The 17573-nt window shown below is 54.4% G+C and carries 21 protein-coding genes and 3 tRNA genes; 5 read left to right on the plus strand and 19 right to left on the minus strand.

The annotated features are described in order from the left end of the window. Positions 1 to 67: 67 nt before the first annotated feature. From V8G57_RS13785 to V8G57_RS13805, 6 genes are all read right to left on the minus strand, one after another. Entirely contained in the window at positions 68 to 328 is a 261-nt protein-coding gene (locus V8G57_RS13785) for a hypothetical protein (RefSeq protein ID WP_342829884.1), read from the minus strand. Beyond that, positions 325 to 1791, minus strand: a complete 1467-nt coding sequence (trbL, locus tag V8G57_RS13790) for a P-type conjugative transfer protein TrbL (RefSeq protein ID WP_342829886.1) — start codon at positions 1789 to 1791, stop codon at positions 325 to 327. The genes V8G57_RS13785 and trbL overlap by 4 nt, the downstream gene beginning before the upstream one ends. Before the next feature lie 9 nt (positions 1792 to 1800). Beyond that, positions 1801 to 1992: an entry exclusion lipoprotein TrbK gene (gene trbK, locus V8G57_RS26265; RefSeq protein ID WP_425458276.1), complete on the minus strand. Its 192-nt coding sequence runs from the start codon at positions 1990 to 1992 to the stop codon at positions 1801 to 1803. A gap of 12 nt (positions 1993 to 2004) precedes the next feature. After that, positions 2005 to 2778, minus strand: coding sequence for a P-type conjugative transfer protein TrbJ (trbJ, locus tag V8G57_RS13795; protein ID WP_342829887.1), 774 nt, complete (start codon positions 2776 to 2778; stop codon positions 2005 to 2007). 430 nt (positions 2779 to 3208) lie between these two features. Further along, a complete protein-coding gene (locus V8G57_RS13800) occupies positions 3209 to 3469 on the minus strand; it encodes a TraK family protein (RefSeq protein ID WP_342829888.1) in 261 nt (86 codons plus the stop codon). Next, positions 3469 to 3705 (minus strand): hypothetical protein, encoded by a 237-nt coding sequence (locus tag V8G57_RS13805; RefSeq protein ID WP_342829889.1) that lies wholly within the window; start codon positions 3703 to 3705, stop codon positions 3469 to 3471. Before V8G57_RS13805 ends, V8G57_RS13800 begins: the two co-directional genes overlap by 1 nt. A 112-nt stretch (positions 3706 to 3817) precedes the next feature. Between V8G57_RS13805 and V8G57_RS13810 the strand changes: the two genes are divergently transcribed. Continuing rightward, positions 3818 to 4603 carry a hypothetical protein gene (locus V8G57_RS13810; protein WP_342829890.1) on the plus strand — a complete coding sequence of 262 codons (786 nt, stop codon included), beginning with the start codon at positions 3818 to 3820 and terminating at the stop codon, positions 4601 to 4603. A 203-nt stretch (positions 4604 to 4806) separates the two neighbouring features. On the opposite strand, the gene V8G57_RS13815 is transcribed toward V8G57_RS13810, so the two are convergent. The 4 genes from V8G57_RS13815 to V8G57_RS13830 form a co-directional block, all read right to left on the minus strand. Next, entirely contained in the window at positions 4807 to 5637 is an 831-nt protein-coding gene (locus tag V8G57_RS13815) for a hypothetical protein (protein WP_342829891.1), read from the minus strand. Positions 5638 to 6062: 425 nt separating this feature from the next. Beyond that, positions 6063 to 6995, minus strand: a complete 933-nt coding sequence (gene trfA / locus V8G57_RS13820) for a plasmid replication initiator TrfA (protein ID WP_342829892.1) — start codon at positions 6993 to 6995, stop codon at positions 6063 to 6065. An 818-nt stretch (positions 6996 to 7813) separates the two neighbouring features. Continuing rightward, a complete protein-coding gene (locus V8G57_RS13825) occupies positions 7814 to 8935 on the minus strand; it encodes a hypothetical protein (protein WP_342829893.1) in 1122 nt (373 codons plus the stop codon). 319 nt (positions 8936 to 9254) lie between these two features. Next, positions 9255 to 9330: transfer RNA gene (locus tag V8G57_RS13830), tRNA-Arg, on the minus strand. 200 nt (positions 9331 to 9530) lie between these two features. Between V8G57_RS13830 and V8G57_RS13835 the strand changes: the two genes are divergently transcribed. Continuing rightward, positions 9531 to 10133, plus strand: a complete 603-nt coding sequence (locus V8G57_RS13835) for a c-type cytochrome (RefSeq protein WP_092395747.1) — start codon at positions 9531 to 9533, stop codon at positions 10131 to 10133. Positions 10134 to 10207: 74 nt separating this feature from the next. On the opposite strand, the gene V8G57_RS13840 is transcribed toward V8G57_RS13835, so the two are convergent. The 7 genes from V8G57_RS13840 to V8G57_RS13870 form a co-directional block, all read right to left on the minus strand. Continuing rightward, positions 10208 to 10897 carry a YiaD family glycine zipper/OmpA-like lipoprotein gene (locus V8G57_RS13840; RefSeq protein ID WP_092395745.1) on the minus strand — a complete coding sequence of 230 codons (690 nt, stop codon included), beginning with the start codon at positions 10895 to 10897 and terminating at the stop codon, positions 10208 to 10210. Between the two features lie 68 nt (positions 10898 to 10965). Next, a complete protein-coding gene (locus V8G57_RS13845; protein WP_092395743.1) occupies positions 10966 to 11343 on the minus strand; it encodes a hypothetical protein in 378 nt (125 codons plus the stop codon). Positions 11344 to 11357: 14 nt separating this feature from the next. After that, positions 11358 to 11744, minus strand: coding sequence for a phage holin family protein (locus tag V8G57_RS13850; RefSeq protein WP_092395741.1), 387 nt, complete (start codon positions 11742 to 11744; stop codon positions 11358 to 11360). A 24-nt stretch (positions 11745 to 11768) separates the two neighbouring features. After that, positions 11769 to 12068, minus strand: coding sequence for an ElaB/YgaM/YqjD family protein (locus V8G57_RS13855; RefSeq protein ID WP_092395739.1), 300 nt, complete (start codon positions 12066 to 12068; stop codon positions 11769 to 11771). A 174-nt stretch (positions 12069 to 12242) separates the two neighbouring features. Next, the gene (locus V8G57_RS13860) at positions 12243 to 12752 is read right to left on the minus strand and encodes a hypothetical protein (RefSeq protein ID WP_092395737.1); all 510 of its coding nucleotides are present in this window, start codon (positions 12750 to 12752) and stop codon (positions 12243 to 12245) included. 77 nt (positions 12753 to 12829) lie between these two features. Beyond that, a complete protein-coding gene (gene rnk / locus V8G57_RS13865) occupies positions 12830 to 13240 on the minus strand; it encodes a nucleoside diphosphate kinase regulator (protein ID WP_342829896.1) in 411 nt (136 codons plus the stop codon). A 145-nt stretch (positions 13241 to 13385) separates the two neighbouring features. Beyond that, positions 13386 to 13853, minus strand: coding sequence for a hypothetical protein (locus V8G57_RS13870; RefSeq protein ID WP_092395735.1), 468 nt, complete (start codon positions 13851 to 13853; stop codon positions 13386 to 13388). A gap of 367 nt (positions 13854 to 14220) precedes the next feature. Between V8G57_RS13870 and V8G57_RS13875 the strand changes: the two genes are divergently transcribed. Together V8G57_RS13875 and V8G57_RS13880 are read left to right on the plus strand one after the other, a co-directional pair. Further along, positions 14221 to 14296: transfer RNA gene (locus V8G57_RS13875), tRNA-Val, on the plus strand. A 34-nt stretch (positions 14297 to 14330) separates the two neighbouring features. Continuing rightward, a tRNA-Asp gene (locus tag V8G57_RS13880) sits at positions 14331 to 14407 on the plus strand. A 109-nt stretch (positions 14408 to 14516) separates the two neighbouring features. Here V8G57_RS13880 and V8G57_RS13885 read toward each other — a convergent pair. Then, positions 14517 to 15035, minus strand: a complete 519-nt coding sequence (locus tag V8G57_RS13885; protein WP_139220012.1) for a hypothetical protein — start codon at positions 15033 to 15035, stop codon at positions 14517 to 14519. A gap of 356 nt (positions 15036 to 15391) precedes the next feature. On the opposite strand from V8G57_RS13885, the gene V8G57_RS13890 reads away from it, so the two are divergent. Further along, positions 15392 to 16489 (plus strand): GGDEF domain-containing protein, encoded by a 1098-nt coding sequence (locus tag V8G57_RS13890; protein ID WP_342829897.1) that lies wholly within the window; start codon positions 15392 to 15394, stop codon positions 16487 to 16489. 24 nt (positions 16490 to 16513) lie between these two features. On the opposite strand, the gene V8G57_RS13895 is transcribed toward V8G57_RS13890, so the two are convergent. Continuing rightward, a complete protein-coding gene (locus V8G57_RS13895; RefSeq protein ID WP_092395729.1) occupies positions 16514 to 17413 on the minus strand; it encodes a recombination-associated protein RdgC in 900 nt (299 codons plus the stop codon). Positions 17414 to 17573 lie beyond the last annotated feature (160 nt).

A 17573-nucleotide genomic window follows, 5' to 3' on the forward strand; every position in this document is an offset into this window, starting at 1 on the left:
TCATATCGCATAGGAGAGGCGGATGTGCCAAAGCACGCAAGCCCCCCAAGTGTCAACGAACGGGTACCTAATATATTTTACATTCGGTTGATAGTGTGCGCCATGCTTTCACCCTGATGGCCTTTATAGCATCAGGTGTTATTTGAGGGCCGCCCGCCAGTTGACACTGTAATACAGTACAAATATCCGTCATCGCGTCGATGAACTCCAGGATTTCTCGGCGTGGTCGGCGTATGCGTCCTTTGCTTTGTTCTATCGCGACAATTAGTAACTCGTCCAGGATAGGGGCGTACTGTTTGATACGCTCATGTGTCAGCACTGTATTCATGATTCCTCCCTTGGTGTTTTATTAACGAATGCAGCCACTTCATCATTGATGCTTGCCGTTTGGATGCCGTCATTTTCCGCTTCTTCACCAGCCCCAAGGGCGTTACCGTCAAAGCTATGTTGTAACGCATCTGCATTGCTGGTTATCTGTTGCGAACTGTCATCAGAACTGTTGGCCCAATAGCTTTGCTCGCGAATGGCAGAGCCGATTTTGCCGCCAGTCGTGTCGGCAACTTGCTTGTGAGCTGCATCATTTATGGCGCCGGCCTTTTCTTTTGCGACCTGACTCGCACCCTTCGCCAAACTAGATCCCATGTCTGCCGCAAAGCGACCAGCATTACCCATCGCTGCCGCGAAGCCGCCGCCAGAATTGCCACCGGGAGCTCCGCTAGAGCCGCGACCACCGCTCGAACCACCCCCGGCACCAGAACTGCCACCGCCAGCCGCCATACTCTCTTGAGCGGACTGGAAGGCTGCTTTCAGAGCAGATGCACTGCCTGCTGCGCTGGATGCTCCTGCAATTGCACCAGCCCCAGCGGTTGCTGCCGCCGTAGCTGCCATACCGGCCGCACCCAATGCCGCTCCGGCACCGAAGTTACCGATACCACTCGAACCCCCACCGCTGCCAACAATTCCCGCTAACATTGGTGGAATCTTATTGGTCAACGCCAAAAGGATGACCGCAACGACCAGCATCACCGCCATCTCCTTGAGGCTAACGCCGGCACTCAAGCCGTTGTAGTACTGATCGAGGAAGGACTTCCCAATACCGACGAGTAGCACCATCGCCATGAGTTGTACGCCGACACTCAGAACGGTTTTGTAATAGCTGATGGCAATGTCAGTAGTCCAACGACTACCCCCAAAGCCGAGCAAGAAAACACCGCCGTAAGCGAGCAGCCAGCCTGAAACTAACAGCAGAAGCATGTTGACCCCAATCAACGCCAGGATAACTAGGATGAGTCCGGACAAGACCATGCCACAAGCACTGTCGAGCGGGGACCAAACTGACGACTGATCGAGTACACGGAAGAAGATATCAAAACCCATATCTACGATACCCGATGGATATAGCTTTCCATCTAGCCCCCCAGCCTGCGCACCGATCATTTGCATGGACTGAATAATCGACGTGGAAATGGCCGGACCATTCGTAAGAATCCACCAGAAGAAACCTGTTACGCCAAAGAAACGGATGGTCTCTGCAAAGAACTCCTGAATGTCCGCTTTTTTTAAAACCATCATTCCATAAGTCCAAACCATACTTAACAGTGCCATACCCCAGAATAACCAGGAAGCGTAATTGACCATTATGCCTCCCCACGCGCTGGACGCATCCTGGTAGCGATGAAGAACGGTGTTCAATATTCCGGCATTGTCGATGGCCGCTTCGGCGGCACCGGAGTAGCCTACCAAGGGGACGAGCAGCAGGGCTGTGTATTTCGGTAAGATTTGAGTGTTCATAATTTTCCTTCACCAGCCCTCGGATGGGCTTTTTTTGAATTCACCCTGGCGCGGGCACTTAGTGGCAAGTTCCTGGCGTTGTCGTGCATCCTTCACTTTGTTCAAGTCAACACATGCGGGGCTAGCTTCTTGACGACCGCACCCCGCAGTCAAAAAAATTATCATGGTGAGCACCGATAGCGCTAGTCGATTTTGAGTCATCGCACTTTCTCCCTACCAACCTTCGGATGAACTTTTCTTGAATGTACCTTTGCGAAGTTGCAGTGCAGACGCCGCTTCTTGTGCTTCGCGATCTGTGCTCACGGCCGCTCGGGTTGCCTCGGCATTTTGTTGCGCGACAAGAAGGCCGCGAATTTGCAGTAATTGGTTCGTTTGTGAGCTCGCAAGCTGGTTCGCATATTGAATTGCCGCCATTTGACCCGTTGCGCCTTGGGCCTGCTGCTGCAAGCGAATGAGTTGGCGAGCATCGGCCTGCATTGCCGTCTGTTGCTGATCGACTCCGCGTAATACAGCATCGTTAGCCCGCTTCAGTGCATCCGAACTATTGGTTTGCCCATCGCGGAGAGCTTGTGTTTGCGCTGCCGTGCAACCGCCACCGGTGAAGCATGGCGACGAACTGTAGTAGCCAACATTCTGGTACCGCGATAGGTATGAGTCGATGCTGCCGGTCTGTTGCTTGTAATAATTCAATGTATCGATTGCGCCCATCAGCTGATTGATGGTTCCGCTGGCTTGATCCCAGATATATGCGGCCGGTGCGGTCGTGTTTTGCAGCATGTTTTCGTACTGCTGTAATTGCGTCTTGTATTGTTCAACCTGCTTGAGCGTCTGTGCCACGCTTTCCATTGCAGTCATGATGTTTTGAGACAGGTTGGTGCCATCGATGACCGGAATGCCCGCGTAGGCTTTCGGAATCATGATTAATGTGGCAGCCATAATCAGCACTCGGACAATTTTAGCCGCTAAAATTTTCTTCACTACATGCATACATCTCTCCTTAGGAATCCGGCCGCTCGCCGGGAAATGGTGTTTTCACGTTAAATAAACCGCTGCAGAGACCGATCAAGCCGCACCTCCAATTTTTAGCGGCTAAAGAATAGGCGTGGCTTCTTCAGTAAGTCGGACATGGTGGCTTTCGTATTACTGCGACACTAAGACGGCGGTAGCCGTCCAGCCTCGCAGAGCAAGATGCCCGTTGAGCACCGAAGGTGCGAATAAGGGAGAGTGAAGATAGATAAACGGCTCGCCGGTTAGCTAACTTCACCTATCTTGCCCTGTGCATAACCGTTGTTTCTCCGATACCCGGTGTGAATTCGAGCGTTCTTTCTTCATTCACTTCATTAGCAACGCCAAAACAACGCTTAAACAACGATGCGAACGGAAGGAGAAGAAAAGGAATGCTGATTGTCATATCCAGCTATCGCAAAACACTTTTTTTTCGACGACACAAAACAAGTTCGTTGGTATAGACCCTGAAGGTTTGATAGCTGAATGCGATAGCCTTCTCTTCGTGTAGCGTTTCCCAAATCAACTTAACCGGCCAACCATCGTCGAGTGCGAGCTTAATGTCATCCTGAACGCGGCGGAATGCAGAACGATTACGGGCGCTATTGGTTTTTGTCGTGCGTGATGTTGCTTTCGTCCGAACAGCAATGCGCTCTGAAAGTGTCTTCTCCATTATTCATTTTCTTTCTGGAATTGACCGTCTAACAGCGCGGAAATGGCCTCAATCGGAAAATACATGCGTCGTCCTATACGAGTTTTACGGGCGTTTAATGCTGTGACCCATGCTTCATCTGAGTGCTGCAAGGCTGCGCGAAGCCCACTCGGTTTACGGCTCAATGTTTCGGCCAACTGATCTAGAGTCATTACCGCGCCATACCGCTCTCGAAGAAAATTCAATGTCGAACTCACACACTCGCCTTAATCGTTGTTTATTGCTGTCGATGTGTGAATTTTTCTATAGATAGATATAGACTTCCATTAATGGAGTGGCTGTTTCTATTAACTAGGACAATGTGACCTAATGGTTTTTTCTAATTCTTCCTGCATTGAATCGACCGATCCAGAAATTGTTCGGACGGTCGCATTGTTGCGACTCGTTGCGCAACGCCTTGGCGTGTCATCCCGCTTTAAATTCGGCGTGGCGATCGACGCTGCCCTGAGCGATCTTGGCCGAGTGAGCCACACGCAAAGTGGGCACTGGTATGGGTACATCGATGGATTGCGGCCGCTATCGCGATCGAGGGATAAGTTATTGGACAGCCTGTGCGAGTTGTTTCCTGATGCTGCAGATCTCTATCAGGAAGGACCGGCTGATCTTTGGCGGGCAATGTGGGGAGATCCAGGTGTGCTATGGCAGTTATGCCGGACGCGGGTTTCCAATCATGGCTCTTGGGATGATGACGCCATCTGGTCACAGATTGAAAGTGGATTCATCAAGGAGAAAACCGTCGGGGATGCGTTGTGCGAATTCGAAAAAAATTTGCTACGGGTCAATGCTAATGATGAATCACTTACGCTTCGTCATCTGACTGAGGCAGTTGCCCTGTATCGTCTGCATCAATTTTTGAATAGTGTGGCGCCATCTGGTCTTAATGGCGTAGGCGCGTATCGCTGCGTCAGCATATGTCTGGACGATGTGAACATTTGGTGGGAATTGCACCAGCTGGGAGTGTTCCATTCGGTGCGTGATATGTTGACTGAAATCGAGATTGGCCGGCTGTCCCGTGAGAGGTCGTATCGCTTGGCAGTCGGTATCGAATCGCATCAAATCGCACTGTATGCTGATGATCCTCTGTCGTGGATTTGAACAGACGATGAGATACCTTGAAATTTGTTCTAGTAGGTTGAAAGCCGAGAAAGACGGCGCGGCTAAATTTTTTAGCCGCTAAATTTTTGATATTGACACTTGAGGGGCCGATTCCGCCCACGTATCAGAGAAATGGTTCGACGAACAAGAAATTCTTGAGTGTCTATCCGATTTGGCCAGACCGACGAACTACATTGTATGGACTAAGGGAACTGCGGCTGAATGTCCTGCTCGAAAATCTGCAATGCCGTCCGGCCTTTCGGCTTATAGCCGGTGATTTCCTCAAGGGGTTCATTCGTCATGCCGACAGCAATAGTCACATACTTCAGCGTCGTTTCGTTTATTTTGATATTGCGAACGGGTAGAACTTGCATCACCTCGGTCATCGATAAATAATTGTTTCTCAAAAAGGTCAGAAAGGGGATGCGTTTTGCGTGAAGCCAGGTCAGAACCTCAGTATTGGCGAGGTCTTCAGGTGTCCATTTAGCGGACCCCCATTCGTTGGCTAGAATGGGCGAGGGAATGTGCGCAGCTTGGCCTGCGTCGTAATGTTGATGGCGCACTGTTACGTCAACAACGCCGAACGGGGGGGCGACGACAATAGCATGTGGCGCGATAAAATCACCTGCATCAACGGCCCAGAAGTAACGTGGGTGCAGCGCACTAGCCCGCGGAAATGTGATGGTCAGAGTTGATTTGGCGACGTAATTCCAAACACCCAGTCTGTCCAGCATTCTCCCCAACATCCCTGACGCATCGACGCAGGCTCCAAGACGGCCATCAGCAGCGACAGCTGCTTCGAGTGCAGTCGCAGCGGCTGTGATTTTCGGTGCCGCATTTGCGATATAGCTACCGCTATACATTCGTGCTTCGACATAGCGGGCATACATTTCAAGGAATCGTGGGTCTTTGTGTTCGGCTTCTAGAAACGCGGGATGGTCATAGAAGCCGGGTGTATCGAAAGGGATACCAAGGCTGGAAAATTTTTGTTCCAATCTACGTTGTTCTTGGCTGTTTGACGGTTTCCATGACATGGCGTAATTCCTAATGAGAGAGCAGTGCAAGGTGCTTCTGAATTCGTTGGAAAAATATTCAGCGATTGCGCGGCGTCTCGCGCTTTCCGGCTTGTTTACGACGTTAATTGTTCGGGATAACAAGTCGACATAGTGTACCCCCGTCTAGGGCGGCATTTTCCATGGCGTTCAATCAGATGGCCAAGGCCACCTTTTCGTTGGAATTAGCGGCAACTCTGGATGGATTAAGAATGATTAAAGAAAGATTAGTGCATGTTGCTCTCATTGCTCAAATTGAGATTCGATGGGGCTTCCGGGCGATTTTTCTTATGGGAGGCCTGTGCGTTGGAACGGTATAGTCTGCGTGCAGGAACGGTAATTTCTGTGGGCTGGAACGGCATTGTCTGTGTGTAAAAACGGTATTTTCATGTGTGCTGGAACGGCCCTTATATTCTTCCATTTATTTGATTCATCGCCTTCTTGACAAGATGTCGACGTTGACTGTTACTAGGTGTTTTTTTCACATATACGAGATCGTCACGAATATCCGCAATGAACAGTTGACCATGTTTAGTACTCGCGGCAGATACCGCGTCAAGCGCCTTCCGGACGTCACGTTTGAAGCCATGCGTGTCGGGATTTTCGCTACCGCATAGTGCATGTAATTTTTTCACAGTATACGGAAAGGGCTTGGCGTGACTAGCAAAGAAGCCGTGCAGCCATTGAGCCAGTGGGCGGCCGTCAAGCTCATGGCGTACATTCCAATCTACAGCAGTCCATTGGTCTTTCTCAAACAATGCACGTAGCTTCGGGTTCAACTGGATGATGTATTTCCGGGTCTCTATATCCCGATAAACGACATCAATTAAGCTCCCCTCATACCCGTAGCGCCCGATTTGGACATCAACGCCGGTAGCTTTCATACGACTTAGTCGGTGATCCAGTGTGCTTCGGTTCTTGCCCGTATCGGTTTTCCCAAGCAGCTTGAGTAATTGATAGGCGGTGACGCAACATTCATTCCCAAGCGCTTGCAAACGGGCGACATGAAGCACGGTTTCCCATACGTCGAGGTCGCCTTGATCGAGTCGTGCACCGGTATAAATGATACGTATGCCTTCAAGTGAGTGAACTTGTTCTCGTTCGACATATCGTCGAGGGCCTTTCCGTATGGCGCCGAAGAGGGCTGATCGCAGCACACCGTTTGGCACACCGCGTGTGGATTCTGGCCATATCGACAGCTGAATCGTAGCTTTGGATACTTCGGCTACGCTTTGGCGTCGTTCGAGTGTTCTTGCCGTCGCCCGTTTTGCAAGTTGTGCTACCTTGGATAAAATATCTGTACCGGAATCTAATGTCCGTCGCAATTCTCGGTGATCCACAGTTCACCTTCCTTCAAGGTGACTAGTACCGGATACCGGATATCTTGCCTGCAGCTTTTCCTTGGCCTGTTGTGCGGCCTTAGAGGGGCGGCCACGCCGGGGAGTATCAGACGGAGGTATGTGTTCTGGGGTCACAACGATTACGTGTCCGGCCAGCCAAAGTTCGACATCTTGAATACGCCAAAGTAGACGTTTGGTACCAGGCAGCCTGCAGAGTGGAGGAAGGGATTTCGGGTTACGCGTCGCATCACTACGGATACTCGCGATAGATTTATGCAGGCAAACGGAAAGTTGCTCTACTGTCAGCAGAGATTTCATGGGCGAACCGCTCCGATCTAGGCTGGTAAATTACCAACCGAGTTCGAATGAGTCCGCGGAGCTGTACCCTGCTTAGATGGCCGGAGAGTTTACGCACGAGGCAACTCGACCAAATTAGCGGCAAGCAAAGTACAGCGGGGTCGTCCCCCGCGTTTCTCTTCGCTCTCCCGGTCACACCATGCCTTTTCTATCCGGCCTCATCCTGACCGGCGGCGATGTTTCCAGGCGATTGCTTTGCAGCATCCTTTCCTGACCTCCCCCAATCCGCTTAGGAGGAAGATAGCTGAACGGTACGTGGCTTCTCTTCGTGAGCATGGGCAGGTGCTACTCATTCATGCTCTTTGCTTTTGTCGAAGCCGTTAAGGCGCCCTCAGCGCGAGTACTATGGATGATATAACAATGAGCAGCAGTGTTGTGCAGTTTTGTGCGAAGAACAGTAAGCCTCGTCGAAGAAAGAGAAGTGAACTCCGAGGCAAGAAGTCATGACACCAAACTGAACGTTACGATGAATGTGGATTAGCATCCTTCTTTTTGGGTTGTCGTTTCACGATCACGCCTTTCCCTTCAAATGTGATGTTCTCTTCGCTATCGCCATAGCGAAGGACCCAACGGTCCCCTAATGTGTTCAACAAATTCACGTCTCTTAGAACACCAGCATTGAGTCCGTCACATGTCAATTTTTCTGGATCGTCTAATGCCAGTTTCATCTGGCTGCAGCTAGATGGGGGGAAGATCAAGGTGACTGGGCGAGGTTCTGCGATTCCAATAGCAGACGCCGTGCCTTTGAATGGCAAGATAAGTACATTGAATCCTTGCAACAAGTAGGCAAAAACGAAAAGCGGGATAAGGATCTTTACGAGCCATTCGTTCTTTCTCGACGTGCCTATGCCGGCAGATACGACAGTCACCATGACCCACGCTAAGAAAAAAAACCAGTCTTCTGCCTTGTGATTTTTTGGCGCCAGATCATAGAGAACGTACAGAAGCAGGGAGCCGAACATACCCAAAAAGCCGAGCACCATGACTGAACTGAGGTATGACCAGCCAGTTTCTGCCTTGTTGAATTCAGACAGGCGCGGCATAAACACTAGGAATATCGCACTGAATACGACCAATACGGCCGCAATAGCCCAGTAGATTGCCCAATAGATAGGTAGTGGATTTGGTGGGTTAAATGGGAGCGGTGCAAATATAAGAAACGCTGCCGATGTTCCGAACACTTGGGCGGCAATGCTTCGTCTTGCCAATGCTGATATTGCTCCCTTTCGAGATTCTGCCTTTAAGTCATCTATTTCTATACCCAATAGGGAGTAGGCCCAAGCAGGGAAAAATATCGCCGTTGAAAAATAGAAAGTAAATGCAACGCCGACCACAAACGCCTGTAGTAATAGCAAGGAGGCTTGCCCAAGATTGAAGGCTGGTGTGAATCCTAGCCATAGGTAGTACACGGCAATTATCGTTGACCCATATGCTGCGCTGCTCCAAACGACCGTCGATCTCTTGTCCTTGTCTAGTAGCCATTGCATTGCAGTGTGAACACCAGATTTTGGTTTCACCGGCAAGCGCGAGTTGTGACGGAAGAGTCGCCCCTGAGGGGGACGTAAAAATTGTCGAGTGCGCATGGGCTGTATTTGAATTAATGCACTAAATATTGTTTAGTGAGTCATCGCCATTAAGCACTTCGCGATCGCTTGAACTGCATGATGTTAAGGCGGGCCATTTGATCGACTGTGCCAAAGAAAATGGGCTAATCATTTTGAAAATGGATGCAATGTTTATTGCACGTCGCAGCATTGTAGTGCGATAAGAGGCATTTATGCTCAACTTTGCAACAAGGTCGTGGCACAATCTTGGCACACTAACTGTGCCAAAAAATGCAAAACATTGCACATCACTGCTAAATATTGCAATGCATAACGTCTTGATTTATATGGGAAAAACTGGTGCGGCTGGCTGGAATCGAACCAGCGACCCTTGGCTTCGGAGGCCAATACTCTATCCACTGAGCTACAGCCGCATGAGAGGAACGGTGAAGAGGCATGAAGGATACCGTTTTTCTGCGCGCGCGTCCATGCAAAGCAACGTTTCGGCGTTCCAAATAGTAATTATTGGGACTATAATCAAGGGTTTGGCGGGGGATCGTGTGCTGTTTGGGCGATTCGGACGGTTTTTTGGCGCCTATCCGGCTACGGCTTTGAAAATTGTACTGAGGGAATCATGAGCGACGCACATAACGAAGAACATCAATCCGCGATCAGGACACCTAAGCAGCTGATCGTTGCCATTGCAGCGGGCTTTCTGGTCCCCATCATCTGCATCGTATTGCTGGTGCAATACGTCACTGCCGGCAAGAAGGTCGGCGCCGGTTCCGAGGGGCAGACCCCGGAAGCGATTGCTGCCCGCATCAGCCCGGTAGCCGATGCCGGTTTCACCTTCAAGGATGTCAACGCGCCTAAGCAATTGCTGTCAGGCGAAGAAGTCTTCAAGTCCACCTGTGCCGCATGCCACGCAGCCGGCGTTGCCGGCGCGCCCAAGGTCGGCGATGCCGGCGCCTGGGGACCGCGCCTGGCGGAAGGTTACGACAAGGTGGTCGGCTATGCGCTGCACGGCTTGCGGGCGATGCCGGCCAAGGGCGGCAATGCCGACCTGGACGATATCGAAGTTGCGCGCGCCGTGGTCTACATGGCCAACCAGTCCGGCGGCAAGTTCAAGGAACCGGAAGTGCCGGCTCCAGCTGCGCCAGCCGCTGCCGCCGACGCCTCGGCAAGTGTGGCGGCTTCCGCTTCCGCAGCAGCCAGCGCTGCGCCTGCAGCAAAATAATCCGGCATAGCCGGTCGTAAAAAAAGCCAGTCACATCGACTGGCTTTTTTTTGCCCAAGGACTTGGGGCGAAGATCAGTAGGCCCGTGCCTGCGGCTGGCCTTGTCCCGGATCCCGTTCGTAAGTGTAGAGCTCAACCCGGCGATTGATTGCACGGTTAGCCGCCGTATCATTGGCGACTACAGGCTCTGTCGAGCCCAGGCCCTTCGTCAGGATACGATTCGGTGCAACGCCGCGGCTGCCAAGGTAGTTGGCAACATTCTGCGCGCGCTGGTTCGACAGCGGATTGTTGATCGCATCCGTGCCGGTATTGTCGGTATGGCCGTAGACTTCCACCTGGGCGGCGGGATTCTGCACCAGTGTTGTCGCCAGCTGATCGAGGATCGGGCGCAGGGCCGGATTGATGTCGGCGCGTCCGGTAGCAAAGCCGGTATCGGCCGGAACATTGATCTTCAGGCGGTTATCGGCGGTCTGCGTGACCTGGACGTTAGTACCGGCAGTTGCCCGCTCCATCGCCAGCTTCTGGTCTTGCTGGCGCTTGCCCCAGATATTGCCGCCAACCGCGCCGATCGCAGCGCCAATTGCCGCACCGGCAGCTGTCCGTCCGGCGCCGCCTGGGCCGGCAATGCCGCCCACCAGGCCGCCCAGCACAGCACCTGCGCCAGCGCCCATCGCAGTTCCTCTTTGGGTTTCCGACATGTCGGCACAGCCCGCGGTAGCCATTGAAACTGCGAGAACCAGGGCACCCAACTTGAATTTATTCATGGTCTTTCCTTTCTAAGGTTGAGACAGCGCCAGCAAAAAAAACCGCAGCTTCCGGCTGGAGGCTACGGTTATTCATCATCTGTAGTTGTCTTGCTTTTCCTGCTGTTGACATAAGCGGCGCCGCCGATTGCAGCAAGCAGGGCGGCGCCGATAAGCAAAGGTTTGCGGGTACGGCGTTTGGATAGCCATGACGCGCCGGTCAGCAGCAAAGGCAGCATGGCAGGCAGGTTGCTGCCGCCCGGGTTGCCGCGATTGCTGAACACCGATGAAGCGATGCCGGTCATCCGGCCCAGTAAAATGGTCGCCAGCGATTTGCTGTTCAGGTTGGCCCGCACGATATCGCGCGAGACCAGCATGTCGGCACGGAAGGCCGCGCCTTCCTGCAGCAGCTTCTGTTTGCGCTCGGCGGTGGAAAGACTGCTGTCCGGTCCTGGATATCTGCCCATGTCGGGTTCCGTGTTCAAAGTAAGGCGTCGCGGTCTTTGCGCAGCTCGGCCATGGTGACGGGCAAGCCGAGCCGGCCCTGGCGCAGTACGCTGCGCACATAAAAGCCGGTGCCGATCGTCACGATGGTGAAGAACGCCGCCAGGATCAGCAGTATCTTCCAGCCCAGGGCGTCCCACGCCAGCACCAGCAGCAGGCCGCTCCAGAAGGCCAGCGCGAACCACAAGGCGACAATGCCGAGCGCGCAGACCAGCAGCAGCTTGAACAGGTGCGAGCCGATCTCTGAAAATTCCAGCGCGGCCAGTTCGATGCGGCTGATGATCAGCGCAAACATGTTCTTGGCGGTGCCGACCAGCCCGGACACCAGACCCGGACTGCTTTGTTTGGGTTGTTGTGGGTTCATGCGCGCTTGACGGTTATGCTGCGGTTATTTACGGGAGATGGCCAGGCCGACCAGCAGGCCGATGCCGGCCGAAATGGCGATTGCGCGCCATGGATTTTCCTGGACATAGTCATCGGTGGTAGCGGCGATTTCCTTGCCTGCCTCGATTGCTGCAGCTTGTACGTCCTGTGCTTTAGATACAGCCGAATCAAGTAGTTCCAAACCTTTGTCGCGCAGGTCTTCGGCTTTCTCGCCGGTGGTGGCGGCAGCTTCGCGGAACAGTTGTTGCGCGTCTTCGACCATGCTGCGCAGATCGCTGCGGGTTCTCAGAGTGGATCGGTGCATCGTGTGACTCCTTCATTCATGATTTTCAAGTATAGCCAAGCGCTTCTGTAAATGCTGCGGCCAAGCTAGCTTAGGCGTTCGATGATACAGGCTACTATGCTTGCTTGCCAACAAAGTGTCTTTCTGGCATTGAATGTGCACTGGATTGCCGCTCCGCGTGGCGGCAATCACGCTTCATTTCCTGTCGCGCAGTTCGGCGATTGCCGAGATATTGCCGATCTGGATGACGACGGGGCGCAGGGTGATGGTCGCCTGCGCCGGCCGCCACGCAAACAGCCATTCATGCTGGGATGCATCGCGCTTGCCTTTGCTGAAGGCGCTGCCCAGGGGACTCGGCTGGCCGTAGCTGACGGCGGCGTCGATCCCGGCCCAGTTCGGCAGCAGCCGCTGCGCGGCGCGGTGGATCAGTTCACCGAAATGTTCGGTGTCGTGGATCACCAGGCAGCAATCCGACGGTGCGAACGCGTTGAACAGGCTGGCGTCATCGCTGCTGCTCATGCTCAAGGTCAGCAGTTGCGGCGTGGCGCGTTTTGCCGCGCCGTGCGCATGATGGAGGTTACTGATTTGCAGGCTTTCCGCGGGTGGACGCAAACGGAATTCTCCGAGCGTCAAGGAACGTTCCAGCCATTGCCGCTCCGAATAGCGATAGAGCTTGGCAGGGCGTTGGTAATCTGCGCTTAACATGATGACTTGTCTTTATTCTTTGTGTAACGGACGCGAACATCGGGCGTCCTGAAAATCTGCTGCTGCAGTACGGGCGCTTAAAGGTGGAATTCGCCGTTGGCTTCCGGCTGGTACGTCACATCCAGGATGCGCAACTGCAAAGGACGGCCGCCCGGACCCTGCCAGGAAATCGACTGCCCCACCGACAGGCCGAGCAGGGCGCTGCCGACCGGCGCCAGGATCGATACCGCGTCAGGCGGGTTGGACGGGCTCGGATAGGCCAGCGTCATGCCGTATTCGGTATTGCTGACTTCATCGATGAAACGCACCGCCGAATTCATGGTGATCACGCCCGGCGGCATATCTTCGGGAGCAACCACGGTGGCGCGGCCCAGTTCGTTTTGCAGGGCGTCGGCGCCAGGCAGGTTGCGGCAAGCGCTGGACGCCAGCAATTGTTCAATACGCTCCAGGTCGAAACTGGAAATGATGAGTGGCGGCTGAATATCCATGACTGTGCTGTCTCGTAGAAAAGGGGATAAGTGCGAACGCGGCGTGGTGGAATATCTCACGGAGTCCTGCATTGCGTTCAGGCTGATGGCTCGATGGTAGGCGAGAAGCGCGCCGGAAGCAAGCCGGACGCAATCCGCGCGGCCGCTACTCGTCCATCTGCTGTTCGGCGACCGAACGCAGCTGGAAACGGCCGTCGTCATTGAACAGCCAGCTTTCCGCGAGCTCGACTTCGCCGCGATGCAGGAAGCGGCTGTCGGGTTTAGGGAAAGGCGCGGCGCGGCGCAGTGCGGCCAGCGCCGTGGCCTCGGCCTTGCGATCGCGGTTGGTGCGCAGGACGTCGGCGCGCAGCAGCTGGCCGTCGGCGTTCACGAAATATTTCAGCACGATCACGGCGCGCAGCAGCGCCTGCGGCCGGCCGACATACACCTGGGTAGAGTTGACCGCGACAATGCGTTGCGCCAGCGCGCGCTTGTAGTCATCCAGCGTGGCGGCGGTCGACGTTGCGGTAGGGGTGGTGGCGGGCGGCGCCGGTGCTTCCCCCAGCATGCCGGTGCAGGCGGCCAGCATGATCGCAGTCACGCTGTACAGGCTAATGCGGATCTTGGCATTCATCGCGATTCTTCTTATAGTTAAAGTTAGTTAAATATTAATAAATGAAGGCGGTGAACCCCTGGGCGCCATGTCGCCGACGACGGTCATTGAATGGCTCCATGATGATATGACAGTCGAGCTGTACCTGGTGTTCCATGTCGGCAAACCGATTCAAACAAAAAAATAACCGAGGCATTCAATTCCCGCGGCGAAACGATGAGAACCAGGCAAACAGGCGGTTTGCGGGCCGAAATCCGATATTGCGAAAAACTTTTCAAAACAAAATGCGACGAAGCGCTAGTAAATTTAAAAAAACCGTTGTACAATCTGCCCCCTTCAGGCGTAGTGACATACGCTAAGAAAGTTTGGCTGACTAAGTGTGCATTTTGGGTGCTTAGCTCAGTTGGTAGAGCGGCGCCCTTACAAGGCGTAGGTCGGGAGTTCGAGCCTCTCAGCACCCACCAAGTGGCCAGACGATCTTAATGAAGCAGCAGTTTAGGAGTGGTAGTTCAGTTGGTTAGAATACCGGCCTGTCACGCCGGGGGTCGCGGGTTCGAGTCCCGTCCACTCCGCCAAGAATACAAATGCCCGCGCAAGCGGGCGTTTTTATTTCAGGAACCGAATTCAAATAAAAAGACGACCGCAAGGTCGTCTTTTTTTTCGTCTGCGCTTTTTAAACGAGCGTCAAAAACGATCGCCTATCGTGCGGGTAATCGCGGCGCCCTCGGATTTCTGCAGCAGCAGCTTGCCATTGCGGATCACCAGCGTCTCGCTGCTTTTATCCCTGGTTTCGGCAATGCTGCCGATCGGCCCCAGCGCCATGCTGACGCTAGAGGAAAGTTTCACCTCGGCGCTCTTGCGGTCCTTGCTGATCTCGATATGCTCGATGTTGACCTGGTAATTGGTCGAGACCCCGCCCAGCCGCCCGGCTTGCGCCAGCGATGCGAACATCTTGTTGTACCTGTCGCAGGTCTCGTCCTTGTCGGCGTTTTCCTGGATCCGTCCCTGGCTGGTGGAGTTGACGCCGGTGCGCGTGAAATCCTTGCTCAGCATTGCGCACAGTTCCTTGCTGCGGCCATTCAGCACGTGCTCGGTGGCGGTGTCGTAAAAGCGGTTTACGCTCTCCTCATCGATGGAATTTTGACGATTCCAGTACCAACTGCCTATCCCGACAGCAACTAATAATAAAATAATGACTCTCATGCTGTCCTGATCCCCTTAAAACGCTAAAGACGCCCTAAAATTTGCTGTGCCACTTTCGCCGCTTTGCACCTCAATCTTGTCAGTAATAGAAGATGCGGCTTAATTTTCCAGTAAGCTATAGAATATCTGCAGTGCAATAATTTTGATAGATAACTTAATCCCGCGTCCGTGCGATCGCCAGAACATGGCATTATTGTTTTCTCACGGAAACATGTCCTGCATCTATTTCTCCGGAAAGATGAATTGCTGTCTGTCATGCGTGGCTGCTTGTTGCCTATAAGGGTGGTGAAGAAACCAATGGCAACCAACGAGAAGTAGGGGACATGAAAGCGCAACGACGAAAAGAAATGAATGCGATGGCATTAGGCATGCTTGGGCGCGTCGCCCTGAGCGGCCTGCTGGATGCCATGCTGCTGTGGGGTTTCGCTCATGCCGGGGTGATCCAGCCGGACATCGCGCTGCTGTACGCCATGGTCGTGGTGTTGGTCAACGGCGTTTATTACCTGCTGATCCGCAGCGGCTTCAACCGGCGCTACAAGGATCCCGGCCTGACTTTTGCGCAGGTGGTGACGGCCCTGCTGCTGCAGACCGGTTTCCTGATCCTGGCGCCGCAGGTCGGCTACCTGTTCCTGATCAATTTTTTTGTCATCTACGGCTTTGGCGTACTCGGCCTGAGCACCTTCTGGTACGTGGTCAGCTGGCTGATCGGTTCGCTGGCGCTGGTGCTGGCCTTCGGCCTGGCGGGTTCGCACCTGAGCTTCCCGGTGGCGAGCAATTTCAGCCAGCTGCTGGTGTGCCTGTCCTTCATCCTGACGCTGGGCCGCTGCATCTACCTGACCAACATGCTGAGCCGCATGCAGCGCAAGATCATGGAAAAGAACCAGCAGCTGGTGCTGGCCATGAAACGGGTGCAGGAGCTGGCCACCCGCGACGAGCTGACCAATATCGAGAACCGCCGTTCGCTGATGGAAATCCTGGCCGTCGAGCAGAAACGCTTCCAGCGCGGCGGCACGCCGTTCTGCATCGCCATCCTGGACCTGGACGGCTTCAAGTCGGTCAATGACAATTTCGGCCATGCCGCCGGCGACCTGGTGCTGAAGACCTTTGTCGAGATCGTGCGTAACGAAATGCGCCTGAGCGACCACTTCGCCCGCTATGGCGGCGACGAGTTCGTGCTGGTGCTGACCGGCACTACGGTAGAGGAAGGCGTGACGGCGCTGGACCGGATCTGCGCCGAGACCGAAATGTACGACTGGAGCAAGTTCGGCAAGGACATCGTGCTGACGGCGTCCATCGGGATCACCGATTTCCGCCCCGGCGAAAGCATAGACGAAGCCTTCCAGCGCGCCGACATGGCGCTGTACGGCGCCAAGGCGGCCGGCCGCAACCGCGTCATGATCAGCCCCGACACCTTCGAGTCGTCCGACGGCGGCACTACCATCAGGGCTTTCTAGGCGCGGTTTCCGCGCCTAGAAACTTTAGACTGCGGGTTCGCCGCCCAGCGCGAACACGAGATCGCCCAGCATCTTGCTCAGTTCGCCGGTCATCAGCATCATGTCGGAATCGAAACGCTCGTCGTCGTTCTTGCTGCTGGTGTCGTTACCTTCCTTGAGCACGTCGAGCGGCGCGATACGCTTGACCGCCAGCGATTCGGTCAGGACGAACGAAACATGGTCGGCCCAGGTCATCGCCAGCCGCGTGCACTGCTTGCCGGAGGCGATGTGGCGGCGGACGTCGTCGGCCTCGATGGTGTGGCGTACGTAGCGCACGGTGGCCTTGCCTTCGCCGGCGGCGCGCAGTTCCGTATCCTGGTCGACGGTAAACCCGTGCGGCGCTTCATCGGAAGCCAGCCAGTTGGTCATCGAAGTCAGCGGCGAATGCGCCGTGCGCAGGCTGGAAACCTGCAGTTTGTCGACCGAGGCCAGCAACAGTTTCAGGATTTCTTCGGCCTTGGCCGGGCTGGCCGCGTCAATCACCAGCCAGCCGTTGACCGGATCGATCCAGACCCAGGTATTGCGCTGGATGCTGAACGCGCGCGGCAGCAGTTCGTCGGTGACTTGTTCCTTGAGGTCCTTGAGCTGTTTGCGGCCTGGCGCATAACCTTGCTGCTCTTCAATCTCGGCGGCGCGCGCCTTGGTGACCTGGTTGACTACCGTAGCCGGCAGCAGTTTCTTCTCCGTGCCCAGCAAAATCATCATCTGGCGGTTGACGGTATGCACCAGCATGCCGTTGTCGCGCGGCGACAGCCAGCCCTGGCTCTGCAATTCCAGGCTGCTGCACTTGGCAAACGCCTGCGGCGCCAGGAAAGCTTCCAGTTGTTCGGCCGAGATGGCCCATGGTGCGGGAATACGGTAGATCTGAAGATTTTTAAACCACATAGTGTTCCAATTTCCAATAAATAAAACAAATCCCGGACACAGCTACCTGCCGCGTGGCGATTTACGCTATGTCCAGGCGGTTGCCGGTTGATGAAAACGCGGGAAGTTTGAAGCAGCTGAAGCTGGTGCAGCAGTTGCAGGCCGGGGAGATGCCCGGTCC

Origin of the sequence: Collimonas rhizosphaerae, from assembly GCF_038896935.1 — a bacterium.
Classification (GTDB): Bacteria; Pseudomonadota; Gammaproteobacteria; order Burkholderiales; family Burkholderiaceae_D; genus Collimonas; species Collimonas rhizosphaerae.